The following is a 26,209-nucleotide window of genomic DNA, read 5'->3' as shown; positions in this document are numbered from 1 at the left end:
ATCAGACGACCGTAACAACCGTTCCGATGGGGACCCGGTTATACAGATCGATTACATGTTCATTCAGCATCCGAATGCACCCGTTTGACACCGCCCTGCCTATGGTTTGTGGCTGTGTCGTGCCGTGGATTCGGAAATAGGTATCGACACCGTTCTGGAACAAATACATCGCACGCGCGCCGAGGGGATTATCCCCACCTCCCGGCTGCACATAGTCATTGTCCTTGAATTTTGCATAGGCCACCGGATCGCGCTGGATCATCTCTTGGGTCGGGCGCCAGGTCGGCCATTCCTTTTTCACATCAATGGTAGCGGTGCCGGTGAATTCCAGACCAGCCTTGCCGACGCCGCAGCCATAGCGGATCGCTTTGCGTGGTTCGGTGACATAGTAAAGATAGAATGAACGGGGGGCGACCAGCAGCTGTCCGGGCAGGAACTGCTTTTTGATGCGCACGAATTGCGGTGTCGGATCATACTCGACCGCTTTCTTGGCGCTGGCAATGCCCGGCAGCAGCGTGGCCGCTGTTCCGGCCAGAAAAACTCTGCGTGTAAACATCGAAACCCTCATCAATTGACCAATGAAACCTAAGAGCCAGTTTCATCATGATATGTTATTTGGTCAATTCTGGGGCAAGCATCACGTATCCGTGATGTGATCAAACAGCCACCAAATCGGTAGCGGTTGAACAAAAGGGTGAGGGATTTCCCTCACCCTTTCAAGAGCTTATGCAAGCTGGATGTTGTCTGCGCTTTCGCGGCCGTCACGACCCGAACGCAGTTCGTACGTGACTTTCTGGTTGTCGGCCAGACCGGTGAGGCCCGAGCGTTCGACGGACGAGATGTGGACGAAGATGTCCTTGCCGCCATCTTCGGGCGCGATAAAGCCGTAGCCTTTGGTGGTGTTGAACCATTTTACGGTGCCTGCTGGCATATCCGTGTCTCCTGTTTGGTGCTGCCCACGGAGTTGCGGCAGCCTGGCGTCGTAGGTCTGGATCGATAGACTGAGCGCCGTAGAAGGAGACAGTAGGTCGAAATAGAAAAACGTTAGCACCTTGCATATGGCATTGAGGTAAGCCTGTGGCAAGAGTGGTTTGTACGGATTGTACAGGGGTCAGAGGGCAGAAAGCCCAATTTGTACAAGAATCCGCTGACGGGTTTGACGCCGTTTGATGGCATCCCGGGTGCTTTGATCACCCTGTCTGTTGATACGCGACGGTAGTGAAAAACCCGGACCCACACTTTTCCGGTCGGCCATGCGGAGCGGTCACCGCGTGCCATACCTGCGCGGGAGAGTGACACTTTTTTGGTTGCAGGCACGTGGTCAGGACCAGTGTCATTCTGGCCGGTTGTGCGGGGGGTCTTCTCACAACTGACGGTTTTTATTCATTAATCACTATGTTTGGAAATTTCGCTATCCGGTGCTATACTATTTGGCAGCTGTGGGGGCGGATATGAAAGTTGTCTGTACGATAACCTTGTTGTGCTGGGCCGGAGCCGCGCAGGCCTTGACTGTTCCATATGGGACAGAGGGTTCGATGCCGGGCGCGCGTGAAGGCGGGCTCAAATTCTACAACATGCTCGAGTTTGAACACGAGATGAAGGCACCGGTCTTCGCGAAAGAGAATCCGCGCCGTAATGAAAGACGTCGTCGTCTTGTCGAGCTTGGAGGACCCAAGCGTTTGCCCGAGATTCTGGCTGAACGGACGGAGGTCGTGGAAGAATCAGGGCCCGAGTTCTGCGAGCTGTGGTGCAATGAGCCCGGGTCAGAAGAAACGCCGGTGGACGTGAACGTCTCGGCCGTGCCGCTTCCGGCCAGTTGGCTGCTGCTGGTTGGGGCGCTGACGGGGCTGTTCGGCGTCGGACGGCTGCGCGGCAACCGATCCGGGTAAGCGCTGCACCTGCAATCATCCTTGAATGCTGTGATATGTGACGCCGAAGGTTGGTGGGCCTGCCGACCTGCGATGGTTGCCTGAAAAGGTGCGTGTTAACCACTTGGTAGTCATACCTGCGCCACCTTGCGCGCATGAGTGACTATCGCCGCGTCCGCATTCCCGGAGCCAGATATTTCTTTACGGTTTCGCTGGCCGACCGGTCGTCAGACCTGTTGATCCGCGAGGTCGCACATCTGCGCGCGGCTTTTGCCGAAGCGCAGCGGGAGCGTCCGTTTTGGTGTGATGCGTTTGTGGTGTTGCCCGATCACCTGCACGCGGTGTGGTCCTTGCCGCCGGGGGATGCGGATTATTCCACGCGGTGGGGTGCGATCAAAGCTCGGTTTACCATGCGCGTGAACAAGGCAAACCGTAGGCCGGGCTTCAGCCCGGCACCGATACCGACAGTTCTGCCCGTTGTGACCTTTGGCAGATATGCCGGGCTGAAGCCCGGCCTACGGGCCAACAAACGCGAAGGGGCGGTTTGGCAGCGTCGGTTTTGGGAGCATACCATTCGGGACGAACGGGATTATCGTAATCATATGGCCTATTGTTGGGGGAACCCGGTCAAGCACGGGTTGGTGGCCCGCCCGACCGATTGGCCATATTCGTCGATCCATCGTGATATCCGCGCAGGCCGGGTTGATCCGGAATGGGTTGGTGGTGTGACGGACGGCGCATTCGGAGAGCCGTGATACAAAGAACACCCCCGTAGGCCGGGCTTCAGCCCGGCATCCACCATTCCCCTTAAGGCGATTGAAGGGTTTTGAGGCAATCCATCGGCGGATGCTGGTAAAGGTGTGGGTGTGTTGAGGGGTGCCGGGCTGAAGCCCGGCCTACCAGTTGGCGTGAAGGGAGCGAGTGCTCATCTTACGTTTGCTATGTATCGATAGCAGGAGGAAGAAAATTACGTTCCGGTTCATGCTCGTTTTGGTGGAGCTGGATTGATGTGCCCAAAATGTATCTCACAGCGGCTTCCACGTTGTTCAAAGCCTCAGGAGCAACAGCTAGGCCACCCAAGATTGTTGAGGTAATAATTAGAGCTCCGATAACCCTTTTCCATGCAGGCTGGCTTTTACCCAATTCTGCATTCGCTTCAGACAGATATTCGACTAGTTTATCACGAGTACCTTGGTCTATTCCCTGTTCAGCACTAATTTGAATTATTGCCTTATCGATAAATACTCTGACATCTTCTGGATTTACTCTTGAGGGTTCGAAAATCTCATTGTCATCAGAGGTTCGCTGAAAATAGAGATCGGCGATGTCAGAAACCAGCGGTAGCAACCTGTCGAGGTCCGTCAGCATCCGTCGCAACGGTATTTCGCCGCTATCAGCAAATTGCTTTTTGTACAAACTTATTCCGTATGCTCTGCGAAGTGTATTGCCGAGCTTGTGTAAAGCCGGAACCAATCGGGCAGTTTGTTTCTTTTGATCTTGGAGCTCTAGCGACAGTGCAAATTCCGTACCTTGTTTGATTAATGGGCTTTCCGAAATAAGCGCAGAAAGCCTGTCGTGAAATTCAGGTGCCACGAACTTAGTCGTTCTTTCGAGCGAGTACAGTTTGCTTTCAAGAATTCTGAGGATATCTTGAGCCTCTTCAAAATTGTCTATCCGTTTGAACGCGGAAAGCCCAAACAAATCTAGTTCCTCCTGTCTGGACGCAGCCTCAAACAAGAATTGGCGAACAAGTCTAAGTTCGTCCTTGAATTTACTTACTTCGTACCAATCCATGTTCGGCTTTTCCTGCAATCACCGCGCGAACTTCTTATGCTTCAACCGCTTTGGCTCCAGCGCATCAGGCCCCAACCGCCGTTTTTTGTCCTCTTCGTAATCCTCGAAGTTGCCCTCGAACCACTCCACATGCGCGTCGCCTTCGAAGGCCAGAATATGCGTGCAAATCCGGTCGAGGAAGAAGCGATCGTGTGAGATGACGACGGCGCAGCCGGCGAAATCGACCAGCGCGTCTTCCAGTGCGCGCAGGGTTTCGACGTCGAGGTCGTTGGTGGGTTCGTCCAGCAGCAGGACGTTGCCGCCCTCTTTCAGCAGGCGGGCCATGTGGACGCGGTTGCGCTCACCGCCAGATAGCAACGAGACCTTTTTCTGCTGGTCGCCGCCCTTGAAGTTGAAGGACGAGCAATAGGCGCGGGAATTGACCTGCGCGTCGCCCAGTTGGATGATCTCGGCGCCGCCGGTGATCGCCTCCCACACGGTGTCGTTGTCTTTCAGGTCGTCGCGGGACTGGTCGACATAAGACAGCTCGACCGTGTCGCCCAGCGTGATGGTGCCGCTGTCGGGCTGTTCCTGACCGGTCAGCATTTTGAACAGGGTCGATTTACCGGCACCGTTGGGGCCGATGACGCCGACGATGCCGCCGGGGGGCAGGGCGAAGTCCAGCCCTTCGATCAGTTGCTTGTCGCCCATGTGTTTCGACAGGCCCTCGACCTCGATCACCTTGCCGCCAAGGCGCTGGCCGTTGGGGATGACGATCTGGGCACGGGTCAGCTTTTCGCGTTCGGACTGTTCGGCCAGCTCGTTATAGGCGTTGATCCGGGCCTTGGATTTGGCCTGACGGGCCTTCTGGCCCTGACGCATCCATTCCAGTTCGCGCTGCAAGGTTTTCTGCTTGGACTTGTCCTCGCGGGCTTCCTGCTCGAGCCGTTTGGCCTTTTGTTCCAGCCATGCGGAATAGTTGCCTTCGTACGGAATGCCGCGGCCGCGGTCGAGTTCGAGAATCCAGCCAGTGATATCATCCAGGAAGTAACGGTCGTGGGTGACGATCAGGATGGTGCCCTTGTAGTCGATCAGGTGCTGTTGCAGCCATGCGATGGTTTCGGCGTCCAGGTGGTTGGTCGGTTCGTCCAGGAGCAGCATGTCGGGCGCTTCGAGCAGCAGCTTGCAGAGCGCCACGCGGCGTTTCTCACCCCCCGAAAGGTTGGCGATGTTGGCATCGTCCGGCGGGCAGCGCAGCGCCTCCATCGACACGTCGATCTGGCTGTCGAGGTCCCAGAGGTTTTCCGCGTCGATCGCGTCCTGCAGGGTGGTCATTTCCTCCATCAGCTCGTCCGAGTAATTCTCGGCGATCTCCATGGCGATCTCGTTGAAGCGATCAACTTTGGCCTTTTTCGCCGCGACGCCCAGCATCACGTTTTCACGGACGGTGAGCGATTCATCCAGCTGCGGTTCCTGCGGCAGGTAACCGACCTTGGCACCTTGGGCGGCCCATGCCTCACCTGTGAAGTCAGTGTCGAGGCCGGCCATGATCTTCATCAGCGTCGATTTACCGGCGCCGTTGACGCCGACAACACCGATTTTCACGCCGGGCAGAAAGCTGAGGTGGATGTTTTCAAAGCACTTCTTGCCACCGGGATAGGTCTTGGAGACACCCTGCATGTGGTAGACATATTGATAGGCGGCCATGTCGCGTCCTCTGGGTCGGGAAATTGGGTTGAAACGCTGGATATCCGAGCGGGGCGGGCGGGGCAAGCTGGTGGTTTTGTGAATTTCGTCCCGTATCTGCATGGGCTAGGTTTGCCGGGCTGTATGAGGGGCATGAAGTAGTGGAACTGGCGGAACTGATATCAGGCTGGGCGCAGCCAGGACGTGTCGAATGGATAGGCGTCCGGCCCGAGCGGCGGGTTGGGGTGGAGGTGGTGAGGGAGGCGGTGGTCTCGGCCGATGGGCTGGAAGGTGACCGGGGCCGTGCGGGCAAGCGGGCGGTTTCTTTGATCCAACAGGAGCATCTGGTGGCGATTGGGTCTTATCTGGGGCGGGGACCCGTGGCCCCGGAAACCCTGCGGCGCAATCTGGTGGTTTCGGGGATCAATCTTGCCGCGCTCAAGGGGCGCGAGGTGCAGGTGGGCGAGGCTGTTTTGCGCTTTACCGTGATCTGCGCGCCGTGCAGCCGGATGGAAGAGGCGCTGGGCAAGGGCGGCTATTCTGCCGTGCGGGGGCATGGGGGATGGTGTGCCGAAGTTGTCAGGCCGGGGCGGGTTGCGCTGGGCGACGCCGTGCAACCGATTGATTGACAACGCGGCCCGGTTCTGAACATCAGCTGGGTATGGAGCGATACGACATCCCATACGCGCGGCCTGGGCAGGTCGTTGGGCTGTTCGGCGGGTCATTCGATCCGCCGCATCGGGGCCATGTGCATGTAACGCGTGAGGCGATGAAGGCCTTTGGTCTGGATCGGGTGTGGTGGCTGGTGTCACCCGGCAATCCGTTGAAAGAGCGGGGGCCTGCGCCGATTGCGCGGCGAATGGCGGCGGCGCGGCAGGTGATGCGGCATCCGAAAGTGGATGTGACAGATATCGAGGCGCTGGTCGGAACGCGGGCGACGGCGGACACTCTGACAGCGCTCAGGCGGCTTTACCCGCAGGTGCGGTTTGTCTGGCTGATGGGCGCGGATAATCTGGCGCAGTTTCATCGCTGGAAAGACTGGCGGCTGATCATGGACACAGTGCCGGTGGGCGTGGTGGCGCGGCCGGGCGAGCGGATCTCGGCCCGGATGTCGCCTGCGGCGCGGGTTTATGCGAAGTACCGGATCAACGGGCAGGCGCGGCATCTTCTGGGGCAGGCGCAGGCCCCGGCGTGGTGTTTCGTGAACGTGCCGATGATCGATGTCAGTTCGACCGAACTCCGGACGCGCGGCGAATGGGGCGCAGAAGTGTTGCCGGAATAGCCCCAACGGGCGCATAATCAAACACAGTGGTTGTGTGCTTTTGATCTGTGGGATTTTAATTCGGCTATGGCTGGTCGTTTTTCACGTCGTTTGTTTCTGGGGGGATTAGGGGCGTCCCTGATCCCGGCAGCGGGCCTTGCGCAGGCACCGCTTGTATCGCTGAGGCCGCAGGCGCGCGGGGTCATATTAAGCGGTGCCGAGCGATTGGTGGCCGCAGCAGGCCTGAAAGGCGAAGTTGTGTTTGCGGTTGCGGATGTGGCGACCGGGGCGCAACTGGAAGTGTTTGGCGAGGGCGCAAGTCTGCCCCCGGCCAGCGTTGGAAAGGCAATGACCGCGCTTTATGCGCTGGATGTTCTGGGGCCGGAACACCGGTTCGAAACTCGCCTGGTGGCGGATGGCCGGATCGAGAAGGGCGTTCTGCACGGCGATTTGATTCTGGTTGGGGGCGGCGACCCGCTGCTGGATACGGATGCGCTGGCCTCGATGGCGGCCAATTTGCGCGAGGCCGGGATTATCGAAGTGCGCGGCGCGTTCAGGGTTTATGACGGGGCGTTGCCTTATGTGTTCAGCATCGATCCCGAACAGCCGGATCATGTGGGCTATAGCCCGGCCGTCAGCGGCATTTCCATGAACTTCAATCGTGTCCATTTCGAATGGAAACGCGCAGGGAGTGGCTATGACATAACCATGGATGCCCGCAGCGCGCGTTATGTGCCTGCGGTGGATGTCTCGGCCATGCGGGTCGAGGATCGCAGCCTGCCGATCTATACCTATCAGGCAAGCGCGCGGCAGGATCGCTGGACCGTGGCCAAGGGCGCGTTGGGCAATGGCGGGGCCCGCTGGTTGCCGGTGCGCAAGCCCGCTTTGTACGCGGGCGATGTGTTTCGCACCTTGGCGCGGTCGAACGGAATCGTTTTGAAGCGTGTTCAGGTGACACGCCAGAGCGTGCAGGGTGTCGACCTTGTTGTGCATCGCAGCGACAGATTGGATCATATCCTGCGCGGGATGCTGAAATACTCGACCAACCTGACGGCCGAGATGGTCGGGCTGGCCGCAACCAGGGCGCGCGGTGTTGACCCGCACACCCTGGCGGAATCAGCGGCCGAGATGAACCGGTGGGCGGCCAGTCGTTTCGGCGTGACCGGGATCGCCATGGTTGATCATTCTGGTCTGAGCGATGCCTCGCGCATGGTACCGGCGGATTTGGTTGCGGCCCTTGTTGCAACACAGAAGTCGGGGATGTTGCGGCCCCTGATGAAACCTTTTGCACTGACCGACCGGAACGGGCGGCCCGTCAAGAACCACCCGATCAAGGTTGATGCCAAGACGGGAACATTGAACTTTGTATCCGGGTTGGGCGGGTTCCTGACAACTGCGGACGGGGTCGATCTGGCATTCGCGATATTTACCGCTGATGTGGACCATCGCGCAACGATCCCACGCGCGCAGCGTGAACGCCCGGACGGCGCACGCAGCTGGAACAGCAGATCACGGAAATTGCAGCGCGCCTTGTTGGAGCGCTGGGGGTCACTTTACGGAAGCTGAAACCTGAAACCGGCCTGAAGCAGGCGTCAGACAGTATGGCGCGCCCTAGCCCCGCGCTCGATCGCGGCCGCGTGCAGGCGGTCGATGTCCAGCTCGTACCGGATTTCTTCCAGCAGGCGCAGTTCGGATTCGGCCAGCGTTCCGTCAGCGGCGGCGACGTCACAGGCCAGAGCATAGGCCGTTTCGTTCAGGCGTTCGGGCAGGTTGTCCCGGATCAGGCCAAACAGCGCATCCAGCCCGTCTTCCTGTTCGAACAAGTCAAACACGACCTGCGACACGTGGCGCATCCGGTCGATGTCGTACCCGGCGAAGACCGGCAACATGTTCACGGCGACCTCGATCTTGACCAACTCGGCGGTTCGGATGGTTTCGTCGGAGGCCGAGATCGCAACCATGATCGCCACAAGGCAATCCTGTGGGGACATCGGGTGGGGAACTTGCTCGGTCATTCGGGGCATCCTGCTTGGGGTTCGTCAATGGCGCAGGATAGAAGGGGGGCAGGGCAGGTTCAACATCTTGTTTTGACCCAACTGTGCGGCAGGTTGAACCGGTCAGGTGTTCATTATCGCCATACCGCTGAGCAAAAGGCCCGCCCCGATCCAATAGCGCAGCCCCAGCGTTTCACCGAAGAACAGCCACGAGGCGAGGGGGACCAGTACGAAACTGAGGGCCATGAAAGGATAGGCCTGCGACAGCGGCACATGCCTGAGGACGTAGATCCAGAGTATCGTCGCCGTGCCGTAAATCGCCAGCGCGACGAGCAGGAAAGGGTCGAGCAGGGTCTGCAACACCCCCATCGCCCCGGTCGCGGTGCGGCCGTCGATCCGCCCGCCGGCAAGTTTGAACAGCACCTGTCCGACCGAAATCATGACAGGTGTCAGAAGCAGCCCGGTCCAGATCAGCGCTGTGGGTGCGGTTGCGCTCATGCAGCCTGATCCTTGAGGGGCTTTTCGGTGGGTTCCTCGGCCGGGCGATCCTCGCAGTAATAGATGTCACGCCCGATATCCTCGCAGGTGTGAAACCTGGGGCTGGGATGCACGGCGCGCAGAAAGCTGTGGGTGTAGGGAAAGAAATTGAAATGCGGGTTGAAGCTGTAGCGATATTCCCGTTCGCGCGGGACCACGATGATGACCCGCTTGCGCGCGACCCGGCGCAATTCAGCGATGGCGCGGCGGTAATCCAGCAGATGTTCGATCACATGGGTGCAGATGACTGTGTCGAAACTGTTGTCCTCAAAAGGCAGGTCCTCGATCCGGGCGGCAACATATTTGATGTTTTCGATGGCTTCAGCGTCATCGACAACGAAATCGACACCGGTCATGGCCGTGATATCCGGGCGCAAGGCGCGGATGCGTTGAAGCAGGGCCCCGGTGCCGCAGCCGACATCGCAGATGCTGTCGCCAACAATGTCGCTGGCGATCCGGTCGATGCAGGCGTCGGAATTGTCGGTTCCGTCATGTACGCGCGGGTGTTCCCGGTAGAGCATTTCGTATTCTTCGTCTGTCAGAAAAGGTGCGCGTTCGCGGAACGCCGCCAGCCGGGTAATGTGTTCCCCCCAGACACGGCGCGCCAGCCAGTGAAAGGCGGCGCTGTCGCGCAGGATCGGCGGGACGATATCCTCGAGCACAAAGCGGATCAGGTTGGTGGTTTCGCGTCGCATCTCGTTTCCTTTGGTCCGGGGAGGTTTCCCGGCGTCTTTCCATCGTAGCACCGCAGTGCAAACACGCGAAATATCCGGATCAGGTCAAAGCCTGTCGCCCGTGTCTTTTATGTTTCGCGCGCCAAACCCACCCCATGAGTGTGGCTGGAGTAAGGCCTGCGGATGGAAAAACCGGTGCGGGATGGTGGACGCAGGGGGCGTGGATCAGAGGCTGAGGGCGGGCAGAACAGTCAATTAGCGGCAAAACCCCGTGACAAGGCGGTTTTCCAGGGTTCCGGGCGGTGAAAACACCGGTGCTTTATTGACTCATGCTGCACTGGCACAATAGGAGGGGCCGGTCGGGTTGCGTGGTGCAGCCGCGACCGTTTCCCCAATGGAGCACATTGAAATGTCTGAACTGCGCGAAACCGCGATGTCGTCCAAGGCCTGGCCCTTTGAAGAGGCACGCCGGTTGCTCAAACGCTATCAGAAAGGTTCTCCGGAAAAGGGGTATGTGCTGTTTGAAACCGGATACGGCCCGTCGGGCCTGCCGCATATCGGCACGTTCGGCGAGGTGGCGCGGACCACGATGGTCAAGCGCGCCTTTGAGGCGCTGTCGGATATCCCGACCAAGCTGATCTGTTTTTCGGACGATCTGGACGGGATGCGCAAGGTTCCCAGCAACGTGCCGAACCCCGAGGCGTTGGAAGAGCATTTGCAGCGCCCGCTGACCTCGGTTCCTGATCCGTTTGGCGAGTATGACAGCTTTGGCGAGCATAACAACGCGATGCTGCGCCGGTTCCTTGATACCTTCGGGTTCGAATATGAGTTCTATTCGGCGCGTGATTTCTATCGCTCGGGCCAGTTCGACGAGATCCTGAAGCGTGCCGTCGAGAAATATGACGACGTGATGGCCATCATGCTGAAAAGCCTGCGGGAAGAACGCCAGCAGACCTATTCGATCTTCCTGCCGATCCACCCGGAAACCGGGCGGGTTCTGTATGTGCCGATGAAAAAGGTCTGCGCCGAGACCTATACCGTCACCTTCGATGATGAAGACGGCAAGGAATGGACCGTTCCCGTCACCGGCGGCAACGTGAAGCTGCAATGGAAGCCGGATTTCGGGGCGCGCTGGGCGGCACTGGGCGTTGATTTCGAGATGTACGGCAAGGAACACGCGACCAACGAAAAAATCTATGACGGGATCTGCCGGGCCTTGGGTGGCCGCGCGCCCGAGCATTTCAGCTATGAGCTGTTTCTGGACGAGAACGGACAGAAGATTTCGAAATCGTCGGGCAATGGTGTCTCGATTGACGAATGGCTGACATATGCGCCGACCGAGTCGCTGGCTTATTTCATGTACCAAAAGCCCAAGACGGCCAAGCGGATGCATTTCGACGTGATCCCGAAAGCCTATGATGAGTATCATCAGCAGCTGCGCGCCTATCCGGGGCAGGACCTGAAGGCGCAGTTGAACAACCCGGTCTGGCATATCCACGGCGGCGAAGTGCCTGAATCGACCCTGATCGTACCCTTTGCAATGCTGCTGAATTTGGCATCGGTTTCCGGTGCCGAAGACAAAGAGGCGCTGTGGGGCTTTATCCGCCGCTATGCGCCCGAGGCAACGGCAGAGAGCCACCCCGATCTGGACAAGGCGGCCGGTTTCGCCGTGCGGTACTTCAACGATTTCGTCAAGCCGACGCGCAAGCATCGCGCGCCGACGGATCAGGAGCGCGAGGCGCTGGAAGCGCTGAAGGCGGCGCTTGAGGCATATGATGGCCCGACCGAGGATGAGGCGTTGCAATCGGTGGTCTATGCCATCGGCCGCGAGCGGTTTGATCCGATGAAAGGGTGGTTCTCGGCGCTGTACGAGGTGCTGCTGGGGGCCTCGCAAGGGCCGCGTTTCGGGGGTTTTATCGCGCTTTACGGCGTGCCCGAGACCATCGCGCTGATCGACAAGGCACTGGCCGGAGAGCTGGTCTGATTTGACCTGAACCGGCATGGGGCTATCCTTGGAACAGGAGGTGGCCCCATGCGTCGACTACTGCTTGCATTATCCCTGAGCGCCGGGCTGGCGTCGGGCGCATTTGCGCAGAGTGCCGAGATCGAGGCCAATATCGCGGCACAGATACAGGCCTTCCGGGCGGATGACTTTGCCACCGCTTTCACCTTTGCCAGCCCCAACATCCAGCGTCTGTTCCGAAACCCCGACAATTTCGGCGCGATGGTGCGCAATGGCTATCCCATGGTCTGGCGTCCTGCCGACGTGCGTTTTCTGGAACTGCGCGAGGTCGATGGCGCGCTGTGGCAGAAGGTGATGATTACGGACGGTAACGGGCGGGTGCATCTTCTGGACTATCAGATGATCCCGCTGACGGAAGGCTGGAAGATCAACGGGGTGCAACTGTTGGGTGCCGCCGACCCTGCGGCCTGAGGCAACACCACCGTCACGGTGAGATGAGCCGTGGTTAATTCCTTTTCGATATCCAGACTGTCGCGTTCGGGGCGGACCTGAACACGGGGTTTGAACGCGTCGCCGGATATGCGCGGCGCGATTGGGAAAGGGTTTTCAATGAACAAGGCAATCACCGACGGCATCGTGTTCATGCCGCCTCAATTCGCGAATGGTCTGACCGTCTGGTCTGCGGGGGACGGAACGCCCGGATCGCCCACATATGGCGGGTCCGGCACCGGGGTATTTGTTCCGGCGGATGCGGATTTTGCCGGTTGTCTTGAGATCCTGAAGGTCAACACAACGCAGCACTTGCGTTACATGGGGCAGACGCCGATCCTGCCCGGTTGCTATTTGCAGATCAAAGCCCGGGTCAAGGCGATCAGTGGACCGTTGCCGTCGGTGCGCATCGCAGCCTGGGCCGGTGGCGCGGGCGATGCGCATGTGGCCGGTGTTGTGGAGCAGGGTCCGGCCACCCAGCTGTCGGGCTATGGCACGGTTCACGAGATCACCGCGATTGTCGGAACCGGCCAGCGCCCGGGCGTGGACATGTCCTGGGGGCTGGCCGCCCTTTACGGGCATTTCGGCCTGGATATCGAAGGGGCCAACGGCGCGCTGGTGCGCGTCGATGATCTTGAGATCACCGATGTCACCGGGTTCTTTCTGCGCGAGATGATCAGCCTGGTCGATGTGCGCGACTTTGGTGCCGTTGGTGACGGTGTGACGGATGACTCGGTTGCGTTTGAGGCGGCGGATCAGGCCGCCGGTGGCCGCCGGGTCTTTGTTCCGCAAGGCAGCTATCACCTTGCGGAGAACACCAGCATCGATGCGGAAATTGAATTCGAAGGCACCGTCACCATGCCGGATGACAAGATGCTGTTGCTGACCAAGGATTTCCATCTGCCCGCATATATTGAGGCGTTTGGAGATGAGGAGCTGGCCTTCAAGAAGGCGTTTCAGGCTCTGCTGAACAATTCGGATCATGACTCGCTGGATCTGGGCGGGCGCAAGATTTCCGTTTCCGCGCCGATCGACATGGCCGCTGCGGTTCCCAACAAGCAAAGCGGCTTTTCCACGCGGCGCGTGATCCGTAACGGGCAGTTCGATGTCAAAAGCGGTGCCGCCTGGGACACCGAAACCTTCACCTCTGTCGCTACCTATGACCCGTCGGACAAGACACGCCTGACCAATGTCGCCAATGTGGCCAATATTCCGGTAGGATCGCTGGTTGAGGGCAGTGGTGTCGGGCGTGAGGTTTATGTGCGCTCGAAGAACATAGGTGCCGGTGAGATAACCCTGAGTGCGCCCATCTATGACGCCGCCGGTACCCAGACCTTTACCTTTCAGTCGTTCAAATACCTGCTGGATTTCAGCGGTTTCGATACGTTGCGGAAATTCGGCATGGAACAGATCGAGTTTCAGTGCAACAGCCGGTGCAGCGGCATTCGTCTGGCGGCCTCGGGCAGCACATTTTCGTTGAAGGACTGTTTTATCAGTCGCCCGAAGGATCGGGGACTGACCTCGACCGCGACGGGGTGCAAGGGGCTGCTGATCGACAATTGCCAGTTCTTGTCCTCAGAAGAAGCGCTTGACGTGACGGACCGGAATTCCATCGGGCTGAACACCAACTCGAACGACGTGAAGCTGCGTCACAATCGGGCGGTGCGGTTCAAGCATTTTGCCGTTCTGGGCGGCGGTACCAACTTGGTTCTGGGCAACCATTTCTTCCAGGGCGATGGCATCCCGCAAGGGGTCCGCACCGCAGGGCTGATCATGATCGGCACCTACAACACCTCGACCATTGCCGAGAACTATGTCGACAACTGCTTTATAGAATGGACCAATGAACGCGATGCGGCACCCACCTATACCAGTGGATTCTCGTTCAGTTCGATGAGCATCACGGACAATATCTTTTTCTCAAGCGATGCACCGGCCTGGTTCAGTTATATCATCATCCGCCCCTATGGCGCTGGCCATTACCTGAATGGCGTGACGGTAACTGGCAACAAGTTCCGCGCCACCAGCGGTTCGATTGAGCGGGCGGAACGGGTCGATACGTCTTTTGCCGATCTGGACAATAACAGGCATTCGAACGTGACCTACCACAACAATACCTATCACGGGATTGGCAAGAGATCCTCGAACCCGCTGCGCGTCCGCAGCCAGCAGAACTCGGTTGCGAATATCTGGGCGGTTTCGGCAAACGGGGAATTGCCATTTGGCGGCAAGGCGCGCGGCTGCGACGGGGTCACTGCCATCGGGTCGCTGACCGGGGTGTTCAACAACCTTGTCTATTCGGCCCCTCATGTTCTGACCGAACAGGGGGTCAGTGGCGACAGTCTTATTCTGCGCTGGCCGGATCACCTGAAAGGCGAAGTCTCGGTCACGATGCGAATGGAGCGTTGAAATAGCGGCTGGCCGCCCATTCCGGGGTGGCCAGCCGCCTGACAAACGGGCGCAGAAAAGCGCCGATTGGCGCATCGGCAAGGAAATAGGCGACGTTTCAATCTGATGTGCTAGGCTTGGGGAAAGAAATGGAGAATCCCGATGCCGAAAATCGCCAAAAACGCCAGTGTTCAGACAGTTATCACCACGTTTGAAATGACGCCCGGCACCTGTCAGGACCTTTTGGAAGCGCTGACCGACGCCTATTCCGAGTTCATTTCGAAGCAGCCCGGCTTTGTTTCTGCCGGGCTTCATGTGAATGATGCGCAAACCCGGATCGCCAACTATTCGCAATGGCAACGCCGCGAGGATTTCCTGGCCATGCTGCGGACCCCCGAGATGCGCGACCGCAACCGCAAGATCAACGAGCTGTGCAAGAGCTTTGAGCCGGTCATGTATGACGTTGCAGAGACATTTGGCTCTACCTGACCTGAATCAAAGCCTGCGGTGCATGTCTGTTTCAAAGTAAGTCTGCAAAACGGAGGCGCATGCTATGTATCACAACATTCTCGTTCCGATCTCTTTCGATGCTGAAAGAGATACGTCCGGGCCGTTGAAACTGGCCCGGGTTCTGGCCACACCTGACGCGCAGGTCACATTGCTGCATGTGGTTGAGCATATTCCGAATTATGCAATCTCGTACATGCCGGCGGAATATCTGTCCGAGGCCCGAAAGGCGATTCAGTCAGAGCTTGACACGCTGGCGTCGCAATTGCCGAATGCCACGGGCGTGGTGGTCGAAGGGCATTCCGGCCGGACCATTCTGGACTGGGCCGAGGCGCATCACCCGGACCTGATCATCGTGGCCTCGCACCGGCCGGGGATGCAGGATCTGCTGTTGGGGTCAACCGCGTCCCATATCGTACGCCACGCCCCTTGCGCGGTACATGTGGTCCGGTAACGGTCGGACATCACCGGCAGTAAGCAAAATTGTGCCTGTGCGGGCGGTGGTTTTGGGCCGGGCCAGATTTTTTGAACCCGGTGGAACTGTGTTGCCTCGGCTTTGCCACATATTGCCCTTATGGGTCGGGGCATGTTGTTCAAGAAACCCTCGCAGGAAGCACCTGATCTGAACCCGCGCTCGGCCAGACGACACCAGCGCGCCGAGGCGGCGCGGCGGCAGGCGCTGTCCCCGCTGCGGATACTGATCATGGTTCTGCTGCTGCCGCTGACGACCGCGCTGATTGCCACGGGCGTCTTTCTGCGCACCTCGGGCTATGAGCGGGACGAGGCGGTGATCCATCTTATCGCGCTGGCGGGGTGTGATGCGACACAGGCCATGGGGATCGGTCCATTCCGCGCAGGGCAGCCGGGATATCATGAGCGCAACGACCCGGATGGTGACGGGGTGGCCTGCGGGTATGCCGAGCTGGAGTTGCCACGCGCGACCACCGTGCAGGCGCAGGACCAGCCAAAGCCGCGCGAACGGTCGGTGGGAAGCGCCAAGTTCGTGCGCCCCTGATTTTCGGGGGGCGGGAAGGGGCTAGCCTTTCATCGCCTGTAGCAATTCCAACAACCCTTTGCGATCGTCGTCACTGGCATAATCGCCGGTGGCCAGCCGTTCGGCGATACGCAGGCGCAGGCGTTCCTGTTGAGTGCGGACCTCTTCCCCGGCGGTTTCGGCCAGCGTCTTCATGATCACCGCCACGGCCTGTTGGCGCTTGGTGGTGGGGTTGGCGATATAATCGACAAGGCTCTGCTGGCCGGAATCGAGGATGTTTTCGGCCAGTTCGCGCAGTTGGTCGCCATTGGGCAGCAGCGGGGTGGGTGCATCCTCGGGCGGCAGGATTTCCGGCAGGTTGCGTGGAACCTCGGCCAGAGCGTTCGCGCCATCGACAAAGGCTTCGGTGATCATCCGCGTGATCTTGATCGCGCGCGGGTCCTTGAACAGAGCCGAGGCGATGGCCACGCCGTAATCGGTATAGACCCACGGATTGACCCGCCGCCCGCCGCGGCCTTTGGGTTTTGAAATCACATTCTGTGATTGCAAATCAGCGACCTCGGCATCGGTCAACTGAAAGCGGTAGCCCTCGAACAGGTCGGTGTTGCGCGACACCGCCTGATTAAACGCACTGACGGATTTTCCGTAGAACTGCGCCAGATCCTCGGCCAGCACCACACGGGTGCCGCGCACCCTGTGAATGGCGCTTTGCACCTCATGCGCGCTGGGCAGGTTTTTCGGGTTCGTCATGGCAGCCGTTTGGAATCACAACTTGTGATTTCAAACGTGGAGGAGGGTGGAGCGGGGTGCAAGTTTGAAATGCCGGGGTTTGCCGCGTCCCCGATCAAATGGTCGGCGTGTTCATTGGGGTTTCTTGCGCAGATAGGCAAAGCGATAGGCAAGCGCGACGCCGCCTGCGCCGCCGACAATATTGCCGATCGTGACCCAGAACAGGTTGCCCATGGCCGCGCCCAAACCGAAATCGGCACCGGCAAGCGCGCCCTGCGGCAGCAGGTACATGTTGGCGACCGAATGTTCGAGCCCCAAGAGGACAAACGCCGCTATGGGCCAGAGTACCGCCATGATCTTGCCCGCTGCTGTTCTGGCCGCGAAGCTCAGCCAGACGGCAAGGCAGACCAACGCGTTGCACAGAACGCCGCGCGCAAACGCCTGGGTGGCCGAGAGGTCGGCCTTGCCATTTGCGATTGCTGATGCGGTGGCCCCCATGGGCCCGTCCAGCAAGCCGGTTGCAGCGAAGGCCAGAGCCAGCGCGATAGACCCGACCAAATTCCCAAGGTACACGAGGCTCCAGTTGCGCAGCAGGGCGCGCGGCGAGATTTTCCCGTCCACCGCCGCGATGGTCATCAGGGCGTTACCGGTGAACAGCTCGGCCCCGCCGACGATCACAAGGATCAGGCCCAGCGAGAACACGACCCCACCCAGAAACCGGGCCGGTCCAAACCCCGGGTCAACACCGGTCATGACCATGGTGAAGGCGGCCCCGCCGAAGCCGATGAACACACCCGCGAGTATCGCCAGAGTCAGAGTTTGGCCGACCGTGAGATGTGCCTTGGCCACACCTGCGGTTTCAACCAGCTCGGCGATCTGGGCGGGTTTGTAGGCGTCTATGCCGGTTGGATTCTGTGTTTGCATGGGACCCACTTTGCCGACGCATTCGCGTTTCGACATTGATTGGGATCAAGCATCCATCGGTGCAAAAACAACCGCACTGGGGGCGAGGCTGCAACCCTGAAGGGACAGCCGCCCGGATGCAGTGCGGTGTATGGTTGAAAATCGGCGCAAATCGCCGGTATCAATGCGAGATTTCGGGCCGTCGTGCTAGGGTACGCGCGGCGGGGCCGTTCCGGCCGTGTTACATAGCAATTTCGCCAGACGAGGGAGGAAAGTGATGTTTGCACGAATTACCCAATACAAAATGAAGCCCGGTACGCGCGAAGCGGCGACGGCGAAGATGAATGAATTGAAATCCGACATCATGGGTATGCCCGGCATGCACAGTTTTACCAATGTGATGAACGAGGATGGTTCAGGCTATGTGATCTCGGTGGTCGAAAGCGAGGCGACCTCGAACGCAAACGCGCCCAAAGTGGCAGAGCTGTGGGGCCATTTCGCTGAATTCATGGAAGGCCCGCCGACGCCGGTTGGGTACGACGTGATTGCCCATTGGGATAAGGGGTAGCGGTTAGGGCGGGGATAGACCCGCCCTTTCTTTTATTTGGAGAGAACAGCGATTTGGACCTCATGTGGTCTGGCCAGGGTGTTCGGGTTCGTCATGGCAACCGCTTGGAAACACAATTTGTGAATTCAAACGTGGAGGAGTGCGCGCTGGGCTGCAAGGGTGGAGTGTGGGATGTGACTTACCTACTCAGGCAAACGCTCATAACTCTTTCCTTAGTATCACCGCCGTAACGGGTGTTGGACGGCAGTGCGATCCAGTCTCTGTGCCGATAACTCCAAAGAAACGGCCAATTCTCGCTGTTACACGCGACGCCATGTGGGGACTGGTAACCGTCGGAGCGTTCTCGAATGGACTTGAACAAAGACGAACGTTCTATGATGCGTAACTCGGATGCTTTCGCGTATCTTTTCATTTGCCATTGCACTTGCAGGTTTTGCAACGCGACCGGACCTATCACTGTAAGCATTGCGCCAACAATAATAGTCGGTATTTTTGCCTTGCCCGGCATGATCGCAGCGGCTGCGGCCACCAAAAACAGTAAAATCAACGCCGCAAAGAAAAAAACAAAAAGTCTCGCGGTTAAAGCATCTCCCAGTAAAAATAGGATTGAGGCGGGCCATACAGCGAGCGCCAGCATTCGTAAGCCGCTAAAGTTCGAATCTACTCCAAGTCCCCAGATGATCATCAATAGGAGCACGAACCATAGCATTGATAAACTTCTGCCGGGCGACGCTTCGCGCCATCCTGCGAGCACACTTACCCATACCCAAACCATTGCTAGGAGTGAAATTGTTCCGAGCAGTCCAACTACAATAAGAAGCGTGATCAAAAAACTTTCCTAAACCGATTGTCTAAGAAGATAGATTTCCTGCTTTGAGGCAAATTGCAACCGTCAGTTGCGTTTTAACCTACCTCTTCCGCCGCTTAACATTCCCACCCCTTTGCCCCGGCCGTCCAGCCGTAGACCGCCCACGCGATTTCACGGCATCTTCCGAGGCTTTCTCGACCGCCCATTGGCGGGCCATGGGGTCGTCGGCGATGGCCAGATCGACCGCTTCCAGGCGTTTAATCTCATCCCGGATGTTGGCGGCCTCTTCGAATTCCAGATTCTCGGCGGCTTTGCGCATCTGGTCGCGCAGCCCGTTCAGATGCGCCTCGAGGTTGGCGCCGTGCATCGGTTTGTCGATGGTGGCGGTGACGCGGTTCATGTCCACGTCGCCCTCGTACAGCCCGGCCAGAACATCCTCGACATTCTTTTTCACGGTCGCGGGCGTGATGCCGTGTTCCTCGTTATAGGCCATCTGCTTGGCGCGGCGGCGGTCGGTTTCGGCCAGCGCGCGTTCCATCGAACCGGTGATCTTGTCGGCATACATGATCACCCTACCCTCGGCGTTGCGCGCGGCGCGGCCGATGGTCTGAACCAGCGAGGTCTCGGACCGCAGAAAGCCTTCCTTGTCGGCATCCAGAATGGCGACCAGCCCGCATTCGGGAATGTCGAGCCCTTCACGCAGCAGGTTGATGCCGACCAGCACGTCGAAGGCGCCCAGACGCAGGTCGCGCAGAATCTCGATCCGTTCCAGCGTGTCGATATCGGAATGCATGTAGCGGACCTTGATGCCCTGTTCGTGCAGGTACTCGGTCAGATCCTCGGCCATGCGTTTGGTCAGCGTTGTGACCAATGTGCGATAGCCATCGGCGGCGACCTTTCGCACCTCGTCCAGCAGGTCGTCGACCTGCATCGACACGGGGCGGATTTCGACCTGCGGGTCCAGCAGGCCGGTGGGGCGGATCACCTGTTCGGTGAAGACGCCGCCTGTCTGGTCCAGCTCCCACGCGGCGGGGGTGGCCGAGACGAAGACGGATTGCGGGCGCATGGCATCCCATTCCTCGAACTTCAAAGGCCGGTTGTCCATGCAGGACGGCAGGCGGAATCCGTGTTCGGCCAGCGTGAACTTGCGCCGGTAGTCGCCCCGGTACATGCCGCCGATCTGCGGCACGCTGACATGGGATTCGTCGGCAAAGACGATGGCGTTGTCGGGGATGAATTCGAACAGGGTTGGTGGCGGTTCGCCCGGAGCGCGGCCGGTCAGATAGCGCGAATAGTTCTCGATCCCGTTGCAGACGCCGGTGGCCTCGAGCATTTCCAGATCGAAATTGGTGCGCTGTTCCAGCCGCTGCGCCTCGAGCAGTTTGCCTTCGCCGACCAGCTGGTCGAGGCGCATCCGCAGTTCTTTTTTGATCCCGATGATCGCCTGCTGCATCGTCGGTTTCGGCGTCACGTAGTGGGAATTCGCATAGACCCGGATATGGTCCATCGTGTCGGTTTTTTCGCCGGTCAGCGGGTCGAATTCGGTGACCTGTTCCAGTTCCTCGCCGAAGAAGGACAGCTTCCAGGCGCGGTCTTCGAGGTGGGCGGGCCAGATTTCCAAGCTGTCGCCCCGCACCCGGAACGAGCCGCGCTGAAACCCCTGATCGTTGCGACGGTATTGCTGGGCCACCAGATCGGCCATCACCTGCCGCTGGTCGTATTCGTGACCGACCTTCAGATCCTGCGTCATCGCCCCGTAGGTTTCGACCGAGCCGATACCGTAGATGCAGCTGACCGAGGCGACGATGATCACGTCATCGCGTTCCAGCAACGCCCGCGTGGCCGAGTGGCGCATCCGGTCGATCTGTTCGTTGATCTGGGATTCTTTTTCTATGTAGGTGTCAGAGCGCGGCACATAGGCTTCGGGTTGGTAATAGTCGTAGTAGGACACGAAATATTCGACCGAGTTTTCGGGAAAGAAGCCTTTGAATTCACCGTATAACTGCGCCGCCAGCGTCTTGTTGGGGGCCAGGATGATGGCGGGGCGCTGGGTTTCCTCGATCACCTTGGCCATGGTGAAGGTCTTGCCCGTTCCGGTCGCGCCCAGCAGCACCTGATCGCGTTCCCCGTCCAGCACGCCGCCCGCCAGTTCCTTGATCGCCGTGGGCTGATCGCCCGCCGGGTTGAATTCGGTATGCATCACGAATTGCTTGCCGCCTTCCAGTTTCAGGCGCGCGCGCACGTCTTCGGTGGTCAGTTGGGTCTTGTCGGAATGGGCGTAAGGCATTGGTAGGCTCCGGGCGTCAGGCCCTTACATTTGTTCTTATTTTGTCCAACTGCAAGGGCCGATCCGGATTCATTGCCCGCTATGCGGTCTGAGGCCGTGCGACGGGTGAGACGGTGTGATGTTCTTGCGTATGTTTGGCGAGACCCTATCCCAGCCCGATGACAGATTCTGACATGAGTTCGCAGGCGAGGGCCGCGACAATTGCAATCTTGCCCCCAGGCGCGCTCTGACGCATAAACGGGCTCAGCCAAGTGAGTACGGAGAGGCGACATGCGCGCACGGATCTACCAGCCCGCAAGAAATGCGATGACCTCGGGGATGGCCAAGACCCGCAAATGGGTTCTGGAATACGCCCCGGCCTCGGCGCGCGAGGTTGATCCGCTGATGGGCTGGACGTCGTCCAGTGACACGCAGGCTCAGGTACGCCTGAAGTTCGACACGCGGGAAGAGGCGCTGGATTATGCCAAGGCCCACGGTATCGATGCGCAGGTCAGCGAGCCGCACAAGCGCAAGCCCAATCTGCGCGCGCGGGGCTATGGCGAGAATTTCGCAACCGACCGGCGCGGCCCCTGGACACACTGAATGATCGAAATCCGCGAGGCTGACCCGACATCGGACGTATTGCGCCCGATTGTCGAGGCGCATTTTGCCCATGGCGAAACTGCGGGACCTGCGGAAAGCAACCACACGATGGACGCCCAAGCACTGGCTGGCCCGGGGGTGCGGTTCTGGGCCATTTTTGACGGACAGCAGCCATTGGGGTGCGGTGCGCTGAAGGCGCTGCCTGATGGTACCGCCGAAGTGAAATCGGTGCATATTCTGGCGCAGGCAAGAGGGCGCGGGCTGGCGCGCGTTCTGATGGTGCATCTGGCTGAACAGGCTGGCGCAGAGGGGTGCGAGGCTTTGGTTCTTGAGACCGGGGCGAGCCAACTTCGCGAATATGATGCCGCGCGCAAGCTGTATGAGTCGCTGGGTTATTCCTATTGCGGGCCTATCTTTGGGTATGTTGACGATCCCAACAGCGCATTCATGCGCTTGCCTCTTGAACCCCGCGGGTAAAAACCGCAAGAAGGGCGCAGCGGTCCCTTAGCTCAACTGGATAGAGCAGCTGACTTCTAATCAGCAGGTTGAGGGTTCGAGTCCTTCAGGGATCGCCATTGTCAAACCAGATCAATACCGGACATGCGCCTGCTTTGGTTGGCGCGTCGTGATTTTGTGGCTGTTTGGTGTGGTATGAGGGGCTGGACGAGGGGGTCATGCCAGCCCCTCTAAGGGGGTCACAGAGTGGTAGTACGTGTTCCTTACGTACAATCTAACGTGATTCACCGTGCGGCGATATTGGGGGATTCCCGTAGGCTGGTATTTGCGCGGAAATATGCGTGTCAGGCAGTGCAATCCTGTTGAGATCAGACCGGTTTTTTGCGCGGTATTCGTGTTGAGGCTGCGGGAACCGCTGGCAAAACCGAGGGTGATGTAAAAAATATATTGCAACCGGTTGCAAAGAAAATCATTGTTACGCACAACAACAAGATTCGGGAGAGCTGCATGTTGAGGGTCGGATTGCTGGGTGCCGGACGTATCGGGCGCGTTCATGCGCAGGCCATATCTTCCCATCCGGGAAGCAGGCTGTGTGCGGTATCCGATGCGCTGCCCGAGGCGGCGAACAACCTCGCGGATGAATATGGGGCCGAGGCACGCAGTTCAGAAGAAATTATCGCTGATCCCGAAATTGACGCGGTTCTGATTGCAACGCCGACGGATACGCATTCCGACCTGATCGAGGCGGCCACGGGTGCTGGCAAAGCCGTTCTGTGCGAAAAGCCCGTCGATCTGAGCCTTCAGAGGGCACAGGACTGTCTGAAAGCCGTCGCGGGGCGCGGCAAACCTGTCATGATTGGGTTTAACCGGCGGTTCGATCCTAATTTTGCAGCTTTGAAGGCCGATTTGGACGCAGGTGAAATCGGCAAGGCCGAACTGTTGTCGATCACGTCATTTGACCCGGCCCCGCCACCGGTCAGCTATGTAAAAGTGTCCGGTGGACTGTTTCGGGACATGATGATCCACGATTTCGACATGGCGAACTTTCTGATGGGGGATGTGCCCCAGACCGTCACGGCGGTGGGATCGTCGCTTGTGGATGCAGAGATCGGCGCGGCAGGCGATGTGGACACGGCTGTGGTCACAATGACTTACGCAGACGGCCGGATTGCGGTCATCAAGAACTCGCGCCGGGCGGCCTATGGGTATGATCAGCGGGTCGAGTTGCTGGGTTCGGAAGGGTTGTTGCAGGCGCATAACATGCTGGAAAACACCGTCGTGAAATCGACGGCGGATGGCGTTGTGGGCGCAAAGCCGACTTATTTCTTTCTGGAACGCTATATGCCGGCCTACCGCGTTGAATGGGCCGCATTTGTTGATGCTGTCGGCGGCGGTTCCGACGTTCCCGTCACGTTGCAGGATGGTGTGGCGGCGCTGGCAATGGCCGAGGCCGCGACCCTGTCAGCGCAGACGGGAAAGCCCGTTCGAATGGAGGAAATTTTGAAACCGGTTGCAAAATGACCGAAATTCTTCAAACTAAAGACAGCTCGGCTTTGCGCCGCAGCCACTGAGATTCGGCACTGCCGGATGATTGGGGCCGGTACCCCAGCAGAAGATCAGACTGAACCAATGGGAGGAAACTGAAATGAAGAAATTCGTTAAGGGTGCACTTGCCGCGGGGGCACTGGCCCTGGCTACGCCCGCACTTGCGCAGGACATCGTGGTCGTATCGCATGGCCAGGCCAATGACGCATTCTGGAACGTCGTGAAGAACGGTGTTGAACAGGCTGGCAAGGACGTCGGTGTGAATGTGGAATACCGCGCGCCGGAAACTTTCGACATGGTGGCCATGTCGCAGCTGATCGACGCTGCCGTGAACCAGGAACCCGATGGCCTGATCGTTTCGATCCCGGATGCGGATGCGCTTGGCCCGTCAATCGAACGTGCCGTTGCCGCAGGCATCCCGGTGATCTCGATCAACTCGGGGTCGGATGTGTCGAAACAGCTGGGTGCATTGCTGCACGTGGGTCAGGACGAGTTTGACGCAGGTAAAGCTGCGGGCGAACAACTGGCTTCGATGGGGGGCAAAACCGCGATCTGCGTGAACCACGAAGTGGGCAACGTTGCGCTGGACCTGCGCTGTGCAGGTTTCGCGGAAGGCTTTGGCGGTAATGTCGAAGTTCTGCCGACCTCGAACGACCCGTCGGAGATCGAGTCTAAAGTTGCGGCTGCTCTGGCTGCAAACGAAGCCGTCGATACGGTCATGGCGCTGGGTGCAAGCTCGGCCGGTGAGCCGACTGTTGCCGCTGTCAAAGCGTCGGGCCGTGACGTGAATGTTGCATCCTTCGACCTGTCGGCCAACTTCCTGCAATCGATTGCGGATGGCGACGCGGCCTTTGCCATCGACCAGCAGCAGTATCTGCAAGGGTACCTGTCGGTGAACTTCATGGGCCTGCACGCCAAATACGGCCTGATGCCCGGTGGTAATGTTCCTTCGGGTCCGAACCTGATCACTCAGGACAAGGCCGCGCAGGTGATCGAGCTGTCCGCGCAGGGCATCCGCTGATCCATACCGCAACCTGAACAAAACGGGGCGGCGCGGTGGCGCCGTTCCCACCCAAGTGGGAGGAAACGATGAGTGACTCAGCGCAAATCGCCGGGGACGAAAGGGTCAAGAAAGAACCTTTCATGACCAAGCTCATGAAACGGCCCGAACTCGGTGCGATGGCGGGCGTCGTTCTGGTGGTCATCTTCTTTGCCATCACAGCAGACGATTCGATGTTTACCCTGGCCGGGGTCATGAACTTCATGACACCTGCGGCACAGCTGGGCATTCTGGCAATCGGTGCGGCCCTTTTGATGATCGGTGGCGAGTTTGATTTGTCCATCGGTTCAATGGTGGCGTTCGCGGGCTTGTTTTTCGGCGTCTGTGTGGTGACATGGCAGTTGCCACTGATCGTTGCGATCCCCATGACATTTGTATTCGCGGCATTCGTCGGGGCGGTGAACGGCAATATCGTCATAAGATCCGGCCTGCCGTCCTTTATCGTGACGCTGGCTTTCCTGTTTATTCTACGCGGTCTGTCGTTGGTTGGCCTCAAGGCGGCGACCGGAGGATCGACCCAGTTGCGCGGTGTGCGTGACGTGGTTGAAAACGACTGGCTGGCACCGTTCTTTTCGGGCGAAGCCTTTGGCAGCCTGTTTACCTGGCTGGCGGCCAACGGCATGATTGACACCTTCAAAAGCGGGGCACCCAAGGTACCCGGCGTTCCGGTCGAAATCCTGTGGTTCATCGTGCTGGCATTGGCAGCCACCTACGTGTTGCTGCGGACCCCTGCCGGGAACTGGATTTTCGCGGCGGGCGGTGACAGCACTGCTGCTTCGAACTCAGGTGTTCCCGTGAGCAAGATCAAGGTGTCCCTGTTCATGCTGACCGCCTGCTGCGCTGCACTGGTGGCCATCATTACGGTGATCGACGCGGGCTCGACCGACGCGCGGCGCGGTTTTCAGAAAGAATTCGAGGCGATCATCGCCGCCGTGATCGGGGGTTGCCTGCTGACGGGCGGATATGGCTCGGCCATCGGGGCGTTCTTTGGGTCGATCATCTTTGGCATGGTTGTCATCGGACTGACCTATACGGATTTCGATCAGGACTGGTTCCAGGTGTTCCTGGGCGCGATGCTGCTGATAGCCGTTCTGTTCAACAACGCGATCCGCAAACGCGTAACCGGGGAGCGCTGAT

At 59.0% G+C, this 26,209-nt stretch carries 28 protein-coding genes and 1 tRNA gene; 18 read left to right on the top strand and 11 right to left on the bottom strand.

All coding sequences use genetic code 11. The features are described from left to right. Position 1: 1 nt before the first annotated feature. On the bottom strand, positions 2-556 hold the full coding sequence (locus I9182_RS13405) for a L,D-transpeptidase (RefSeq protein WP_209506382.1): 555 nt from the start codon (positions 554-556) through the stop codon (positions 2-4). Positions 557-724: 168 nt separating this feature from the next. Then, on the bottom strand, positions 725-931 hold the full coding sequence (locus I9182_RS13400) for a cold-shock protein (protein WP_209506380.1): 207 nt from the start codon (positions 929-931) through the stop codon (positions 725-727). Positions 932-1,451: 520 nt separating this feature from the next. On the opposite strand from I9182_RS13400, the gene I9182_RS13395 reads away from it, so the two are divergent. After that, the gene (locus tag I9182_RS13395; protein ID WP_209598588.1) at positions 1,452-1,889 is read left to right on the top strand and encodes a hypothetical protein; all 438 of its coding nucleotides are present in this window, start codon (positions 1,452-1,454) and stop codon (positions 1,887-1,889) included. Between the two features lie 134 nt (positions 1,890-2,023). Beyond that, the gene (locus I9182_RS13390) at positions 2,024-2,623 is read left to right on the top strand and encodes a transposase (protein WP_209598587.1); all 600 of its coding nucleotides are present in this window, start codon (positions 2,024-2,026) and stop codon (positions 2,621-2,623) included. Between the two features lie 184 nt (positions 2,624-2,807). Here I9182_RS13390 and I9182_RS13385 read toward each other — a convergent pair whose 3' ends face one another. Next, complete coding sequence (locus I9182_RS13385) at positions 2,808-3,662, bottom strand: hypothetical protein (RefSeq protein WP_209598586.1); 855 nt, start codon at positions 3,660-3,662, stop codon at positions 2,808-2,810. Positions 3,663-3,680: 18 nt separating this feature from the next. Next, a complete protein-coding gene (ettA, locus tag I9182_RS13380) occupies positions 3,681-5,348 on the bottom strand; it encodes an energy-dependent translational throttle protein EttA (protein ID WP_209507912.1) in 1,668 nt (555 codons plus the stop codon). Positions 5,349-5,488: 140 nt separating this feature from the next. Between ettA and I9182_RS13375 the strand changes: the two genes are divergently transcribed. The 3 genes from I9182_RS13375 to dacB all read left to right on the top strand — a co-directional run bounded on the left by I9182_RS13375 (position 5,489) and on the right by dacB (position 8,154). Beyond that, positions 5,489-5,956, top strand: coding sequence for an MOSC domain-containing protein (locus I9182_RS13375; RefSeq protein WP_348540402.1), 468 nt, complete (start codon positions 5,489-5,491; stop codon positions 5,954-5,956). A 32-nt stretch (positions 5,957-5,988) separates the two neighbouring features. Beyond that, positions 5,989-6,609, top strand: a complete 621-nt coding sequence (locus I9182_RS13370; RefSeq protein ID WP_209598585.1) for a nicotinate-nucleotide adenylyltransferase — start codon at positions 5,989-5,991, stop codon at positions 6,607-6,609. 66 nt (positions 6,610-6,675) lie between these two features. After that, entirely contained in the window at positions 6,676-8,154 is a 1,479-nt protein-coding gene (dacB, locus tag I9182_RS13365) for a D-alanyl-D-alanine carboxypeptidase/D-alanyl-D-alanine-endopeptidase (protein ID WP_209598584.1), read from the top strand. A gap of 26 nt (positions 8,155-8,180) precedes the next feature. Here the strand turns inward: dacB and I9182_RS13360 are convergent, their stop codons facing one another. From I9182_RS13360 to I9182_RS13350, 3 genes are all read right to left on the bottom strand, one after another. Next, on the bottom strand, positions 8,181-8,603 hold the full coding sequence (locus tag I9182_RS13360; RefSeq protein ID WP_209598583.1) for a tellurite resistance TerB family protein: 423 nt from the start codon (positions 8,601-8,603) through the stop codon (positions 8,181-8,183). Between the two features lie 102 nt (positions 8,604-8,705). Further along, the gene (locus tag I9182_RS13355) at positions 8,706-9,080 is read right to left on the bottom strand and encodes an EamA family transporter (protein ID WP_209598582.1); all 375 of its coding nucleotides are present in this window, start codon (positions 9,078-9,080) and stop codon (positions 8,706-8,708) included. Then, positions 9,077-9,814 carry a class I SAM-dependent methyltransferase gene (locus tag I9182_RS13350; protein WP_209598581.1) on the bottom strand — a complete coding sequence of 246 codons (738 nt, stop codon included), beginning with the start codon at positions 9,812-9,814 and terminating at the stop codon, positions 9,077-9,079. Before I9182_RS13350 ends, I9182_RS13355 begins: the two co-directional genes overlap by 4 nt. Positions 9,815-10,202: 388 nt before the next feature. On the opposite strand from I9182_RS13350, the gene I9182_RS13345 reads away from it, so the two are divergent. The 6 genes from I9182_RS13345 to I9182_RS13320 all read left to right on the top strand — a co-directional run bounded on the left by I9182_RS13345 (position 10,203) and on the right by I9182_RS13320 (position 16,155). After that, positions 10,203-11,777, top strand: a complete 1,575-nt coding sequence (locus I9182_RS13345; protein ID WP_209507899.1) for a lysine--tRNA ligase — start codon at positions 10,203-10,205, stop codon at positions 11,775-11,777. Between the two features lie 48 nt (positions 11,778-11,825). Then, positions 11,826-12,227 (top strand): DUF4864 domain-containing protein, encoded by a 402-nt coding sequence (locus I9182_RS13340; protein ID WP_209598580.1) that lies wholly within the window; start codon positions 11,826-11,828, stop codon positions 12,225-12,227. Positions 12,228-12,365: 138 nt separating this feature from the next. Further along, complete coding sequence (locus tag I9182_RS13335) at positions 12,366-14,654, top strand: glycosyl hydrolase family 28-related protein (RefSeq protein WP_209598579.1); 2,289 nt, start codon at positions 12,366-12,368, stop codon at positions 14,652-14,654. Positions 14,655-14,795: 141 nt separating this feature from the next. Beyond that, positions 14,796-15,122 carry an antibiotic biosynthesis monooxygenase family protein gene (locus tag I9182_RS13330; RefSeq protein WP_209507893.1) on the top strand — a complete coding sequence of 109 codons (327 nt, stop codon included), beginning with the start codon at positions 14,796-14,798 and terminating at the stop codon, positions 15,120-15,122. A gap of 64 nt (positions 15,123-15,186) precedes the next feature. Next, positions 15,187-15,594, top strand: coding sequence for a universal stress protein (locus I9182_RS13325; protein ID WP_209507891.1), 408 nt, complete (start codon positions 15,187-15,189; stop codon positions 15,592-15,594). A gap of 132 nt (positions 15,595-15,726) precedes the next feature. Continuing rightward, positions 15,727-16,155 (top strand): excalibur calcium-binding domain-containing protein, encoded by a 429-nt coding sequence (locus I9182_RS13320; protein WP_209598578.1) that lies wholly within the window; start codon positions 15,727-15,729, stop codon positions 16,153-16,155. A gap of 21 nt (positions 16,156-16,176) precedes the next feature. Here I9182_RS13320 and I9182_RS13315 read toward each other — a convergent pair whose 3' ends face one another. Both I9182_RS13315 and I9182_RS13310 read right to left on the bottom strand, forming a co-directional pair. Further along, positions 16,177-16,884, bottom strand: a complete 708-nt coding sequence (locus I9182_RS13315; RefSeq protein WP_209507887.1) for an ORF6N domain-containing protein — start codon at positions 16,882-16,884, stop codon at positions 16,177-16,179. 111 nt (positions 16,885-16,995) lie between these two features. Beyond that, positions 16,996-17,787, bottom strand: a complete 792-nt coding sequence (locus I9182_RS13310; RefSeq protein WP_209598577.1) for a formate/nitrite transporter family protein — start codon at positions 17,785-17,787, stop codon at positions 16,996-16,998. A gap of 256 nt (positions 17,788-18,043) precedes the next feature. Between I9182_RS13310 and I9182_RS13305 the strand changes: the two genes are divergently transcribed. Continuing rightward, entirely contained in the window at positions 18,044-18,334 is a 291-nt protein-coding gene (locus tag I9182_RS13305; protein WP_209507883.1) for a hypothetical protein, read from the top strand. Positions 18,335-18,512: 178 nt separating this feature from the next. Here I9182_RS13305 and I9182_RS13300 read toward each other — a convergent pair whose 3' ends face one another. Both I9182_RS13300 and uvrB read right to left on the bottom strand, forming a co-directional pair. Then, positions 18,513-19,163 (bottom strand): hypothetical protein, encoded by a 651-nt coding sequence (locus I9182_RS13300; RefSeq protein WP_209598576.1) that lies wholly within the window; start codon positions 19,161-19,163, stop codon positions 18,513-18,515. Between the two features lie 79 nt (positions 19,164-19,242). Beyond that, positions 19,243-21,429 (bottom strand): excinuclease ABC subunit UvrB, encoded by a 2,187-nt coding sequence (uvrB, locus tag I9182_RS13295; protein ID WP_209598575.1) that lies wholly within the window; start codon positions 21,427-21,429, stop codon positions 19,243-19,245. A gap of 270 nt (positions 21,430-21,699) precedes the next feature. Here uvrB and I9182_RS13290 point away from each other — a divergent pair, with 270 nt between their 5' ends. The 6 genes from I9182_RS13290 (at position 21,700) to I9182_RS13265 (ending at position 26,208) form a co-directional block, all read left to right on the top strand. Continuing rightward, positions 21,700-22,011: an ETC complex I subunit gene (locus I9182_RS13290; RefSeq protein ID WP_209507877.1), complete on the top strand. Its 312-nt coding sequence runs from the start codon at positions 21,700-21,702 to the stop codon at positions 22,009-22,011. Further along, the gene (locus I9182_RS13285) at positions 22,012-22,488 is read left to right on the top strand and encodes a GNAT family N-acetyltransferase (protein WP_209598574.1); all 477 of its coding nucleotides are present in this window, start codon (positions 22,012-22,014) and stop codon (positions 22,486-22,488) included. It begins immediately after the preceding gene. Between the two features lie 21 nt (positions 22,489-22,509). Continuing rightward, a tRNA-Arg gene (locus I9182_RS13280) sits at positions 22,510-22,586 on the top strand. A gap of 388 nt (positions 22,587-22,974) precedes the next feature. Further along, entirely contained in the window at positions 22,975-23,988 is a 1,014-nt protein-coding gene (gene iolG, locus I9182_RS13275; RefSeq protein ID WP_209598573.1) for an inositol 2-dehydrogenase, read from the top strand. A 124-nt stretch (positions 23,989-24,112) separates the two neighbouring features. Continuing rightward, positions 24,113-25,033, top strand: a complete 921-nt coding sequence (locus I9182_RS13270; RefSeq protein WP_209507870.1) for a sugar ABC transporter substrate-binding protein — start codon at positions 24,113-24,115, stop codon at positions 25,031-25,033. A 68-nt stretch (positions 25,034-25,101) separates the two neighbouring features. After that, positions 25,102-26,208, top strand: a complete 1,107-nt coding sequence (locus I9182_RS13265) for an ABC transporter permease (RefSeq protein WP_209507868.1) — start codon at positions 25,102-25,104, stop codon at positions 26,206-26,208. Position 26,209 lies beyond the last annotated feature (1 nt).

It is taken from the genome of Ruegeria sp. HKCCSP351 (assembly GCF_017872535.1).
Lineage (GTDB): Bacteria > Pseudomonadota > Alphaproteobacteria > Rhodobacterales > Rhodobacteraceae > Ruegeria.
The sequence above is the reverse complement of the archived record's forward strand: the minus strand, read 5'-3'. Positions and strand labels throughout refer to the sequence as shown.

Coding starts and splice junctions, on each gene's coding strand:
- I9182_RS13405 (WP_209506382.1), bottom strand. CDS start 556: ATGTTTACACGCAGAGTTTTTCTGGCCGGAACAGCGGCCACGCTGCTG.
- I9182_RS13400 (WP_209506380.1), bottom strand. CDS start 931: ATGCCAGCAGGCACCGTAAAATGGTTCAACACCACCAAAGGCTACGGC.
- I9182_RS13395 (WP_209598588.1), top strand. CDS start 1,452: ATGAAAGTTGTCTGTACGATAACCTTGTTGTGCTGGGCCGGAGCCGCG.
- I9182_RS13390 (WP_209598587.1), top strand. CDS start 2,024: ATGAGTGACTATCGCCGCGTCCGCATTCCCGGAGCCAGATATTTCTTT.
- I9182_RS13385 (WP_209598586.1), bottom strand. CDS start 3,662: ATGGATTGGTACGAAGTAAGTAAATTCAAGGACGAACTTAGACTTGTT.
- ettA (WP_209507912.1), bottom strand. CDS start 5,348: ATGGCCGCCTATCAATATGTCTACCACATGCAGGGTGTCTCCAAGACC.
- I9182_RS13370 (WP_209598585.1), top strand. CDS start 5,989: ATGGAGCGATACGACATCCCATACGCGCGGCCTGGGCAGGTCGTTGGG.
- dacB (WP_209598584.1), top strand. CDS start 6,676: ATGGCTGGTCGTTTTTCACGTCGTTTGTTTCTGGGGGGATTAGGGGCG.
- I9182_RS13360 (WP_209598583.1), bottom strand. CDS start 8,603: ATGACCGAGCAAGTTCCCCACCCGATGTCCCCACAGGATTGCCTTGTG.
- I9182_RS13355 (WP_209598582.1), bottom strand. CDS start 9,080: ATGAGCGCAACCGCACCCACAGCGCTGATCTGGACCGGGCTGCTTCTG.
- I9182_RS13350 (WP_209598581.1), bottom strand. CDS start 9,814: ATGCGACGCGAAACCACCAACCTGATCCGCTTTGTGCTCGAGGATATC.
- I9182_RS13345 (WP_209507899.1), top strand. CDS start 10,203: ATGTCTGAACTGCGCGAAACCGCGATGTCGTCCAAGGCCTGGCCCTTT.
- I9182_RS13340 (WP_209598580.1), top strand. CDS start 11,826: ATGCGTCGACTACTGCTTGCATTATCCCTGAGCGCCGGGCTGGCGTCG.
- I9182_RS13335 (WP_209598579.1), top strand. CDS start 12,366: ATGAACAAGGCAATCACCGACGGCATCGTGTTCATGCCGCCTCAATTC.
- I9182_RS13330 (WP_209507893.1), top strand. CDS start 14,796: ATGCCGAAAATCGCCAAAAACGCCAGTGTTCAGACAGTTATCACCACG.
- I9182_RS13325 (WP_209507891.1), top strand. CDS start 15,187: ATGTATCACAACATTCTCGTTCCGATCTCTTTCGATGCTGAAAGAGAT.
- I9182_RS13320 (WP_209598578.1), top strand. CDS start 15,727: ATGTTGTTCAAGAAACCCTCGCAGGAAGCACCTGATCTGAACCCGCGC.
- I9182_RS13315 (WP_209507887.1), bottom strand. CDS start 16,884: ATGACGAACCCGAAAAACCTGCCCAGCGCGCATGAGGTGCAAAGCGCC.
- I9182_RS13310 (WP_209598577.1), bottom strand. CDS start 17,787: ATGCAAACACAGAATCCAACCGGCATAGACGCCTACAAACCCGCCCAG.
- I9182_RS13305 (WP_209507883.1), top strand. CDS start 18,044: ATGTTTGCACGAATTACCCAATACAAAATGAAGCCCGGTACGCGCGAA.
- uvrB (WP_209598575.1), bottom strand. CDS start 21,429: ATGCCTTACGCCCATTCCGACAAGACCCAACTGACCACCGAAGACGTG.
- I9182_RS13290 (WP_209507877.1), top strand. CDS start 21,700: ATGCGCGCACGGATCTACCAGCCCGCAAGAAATGCGATGACCTCGGGG.
- I9182_RS13285 (WP_209598574.1), top strand. CDS start 22,012: ATGATCGAAATCCGCGAGGCTGACCCGACATCGGACGTATTGCGCCCG.
- iolG (WP_209598573.1), top strand. CDS start 22,975: ATGTTGAGGGTCGGATTGCTGGGTGCCGGACGTATCGGGCGCGTTCAT.
- I9182_RS13270 (WP_209507870.1), top strand. CDS start 24,113: ATGAAGAAATTCGTTAAGGGTGCACTTGCCGCGGGGGCACTGGCCCTG.
- I9182_RS13265 (WP_209507868.1), top strand. CDS start 25,102: ATGAGTGACTCAGCGCAAATCGCCGGGGACGAAAGGGTCAAGAAAGAA.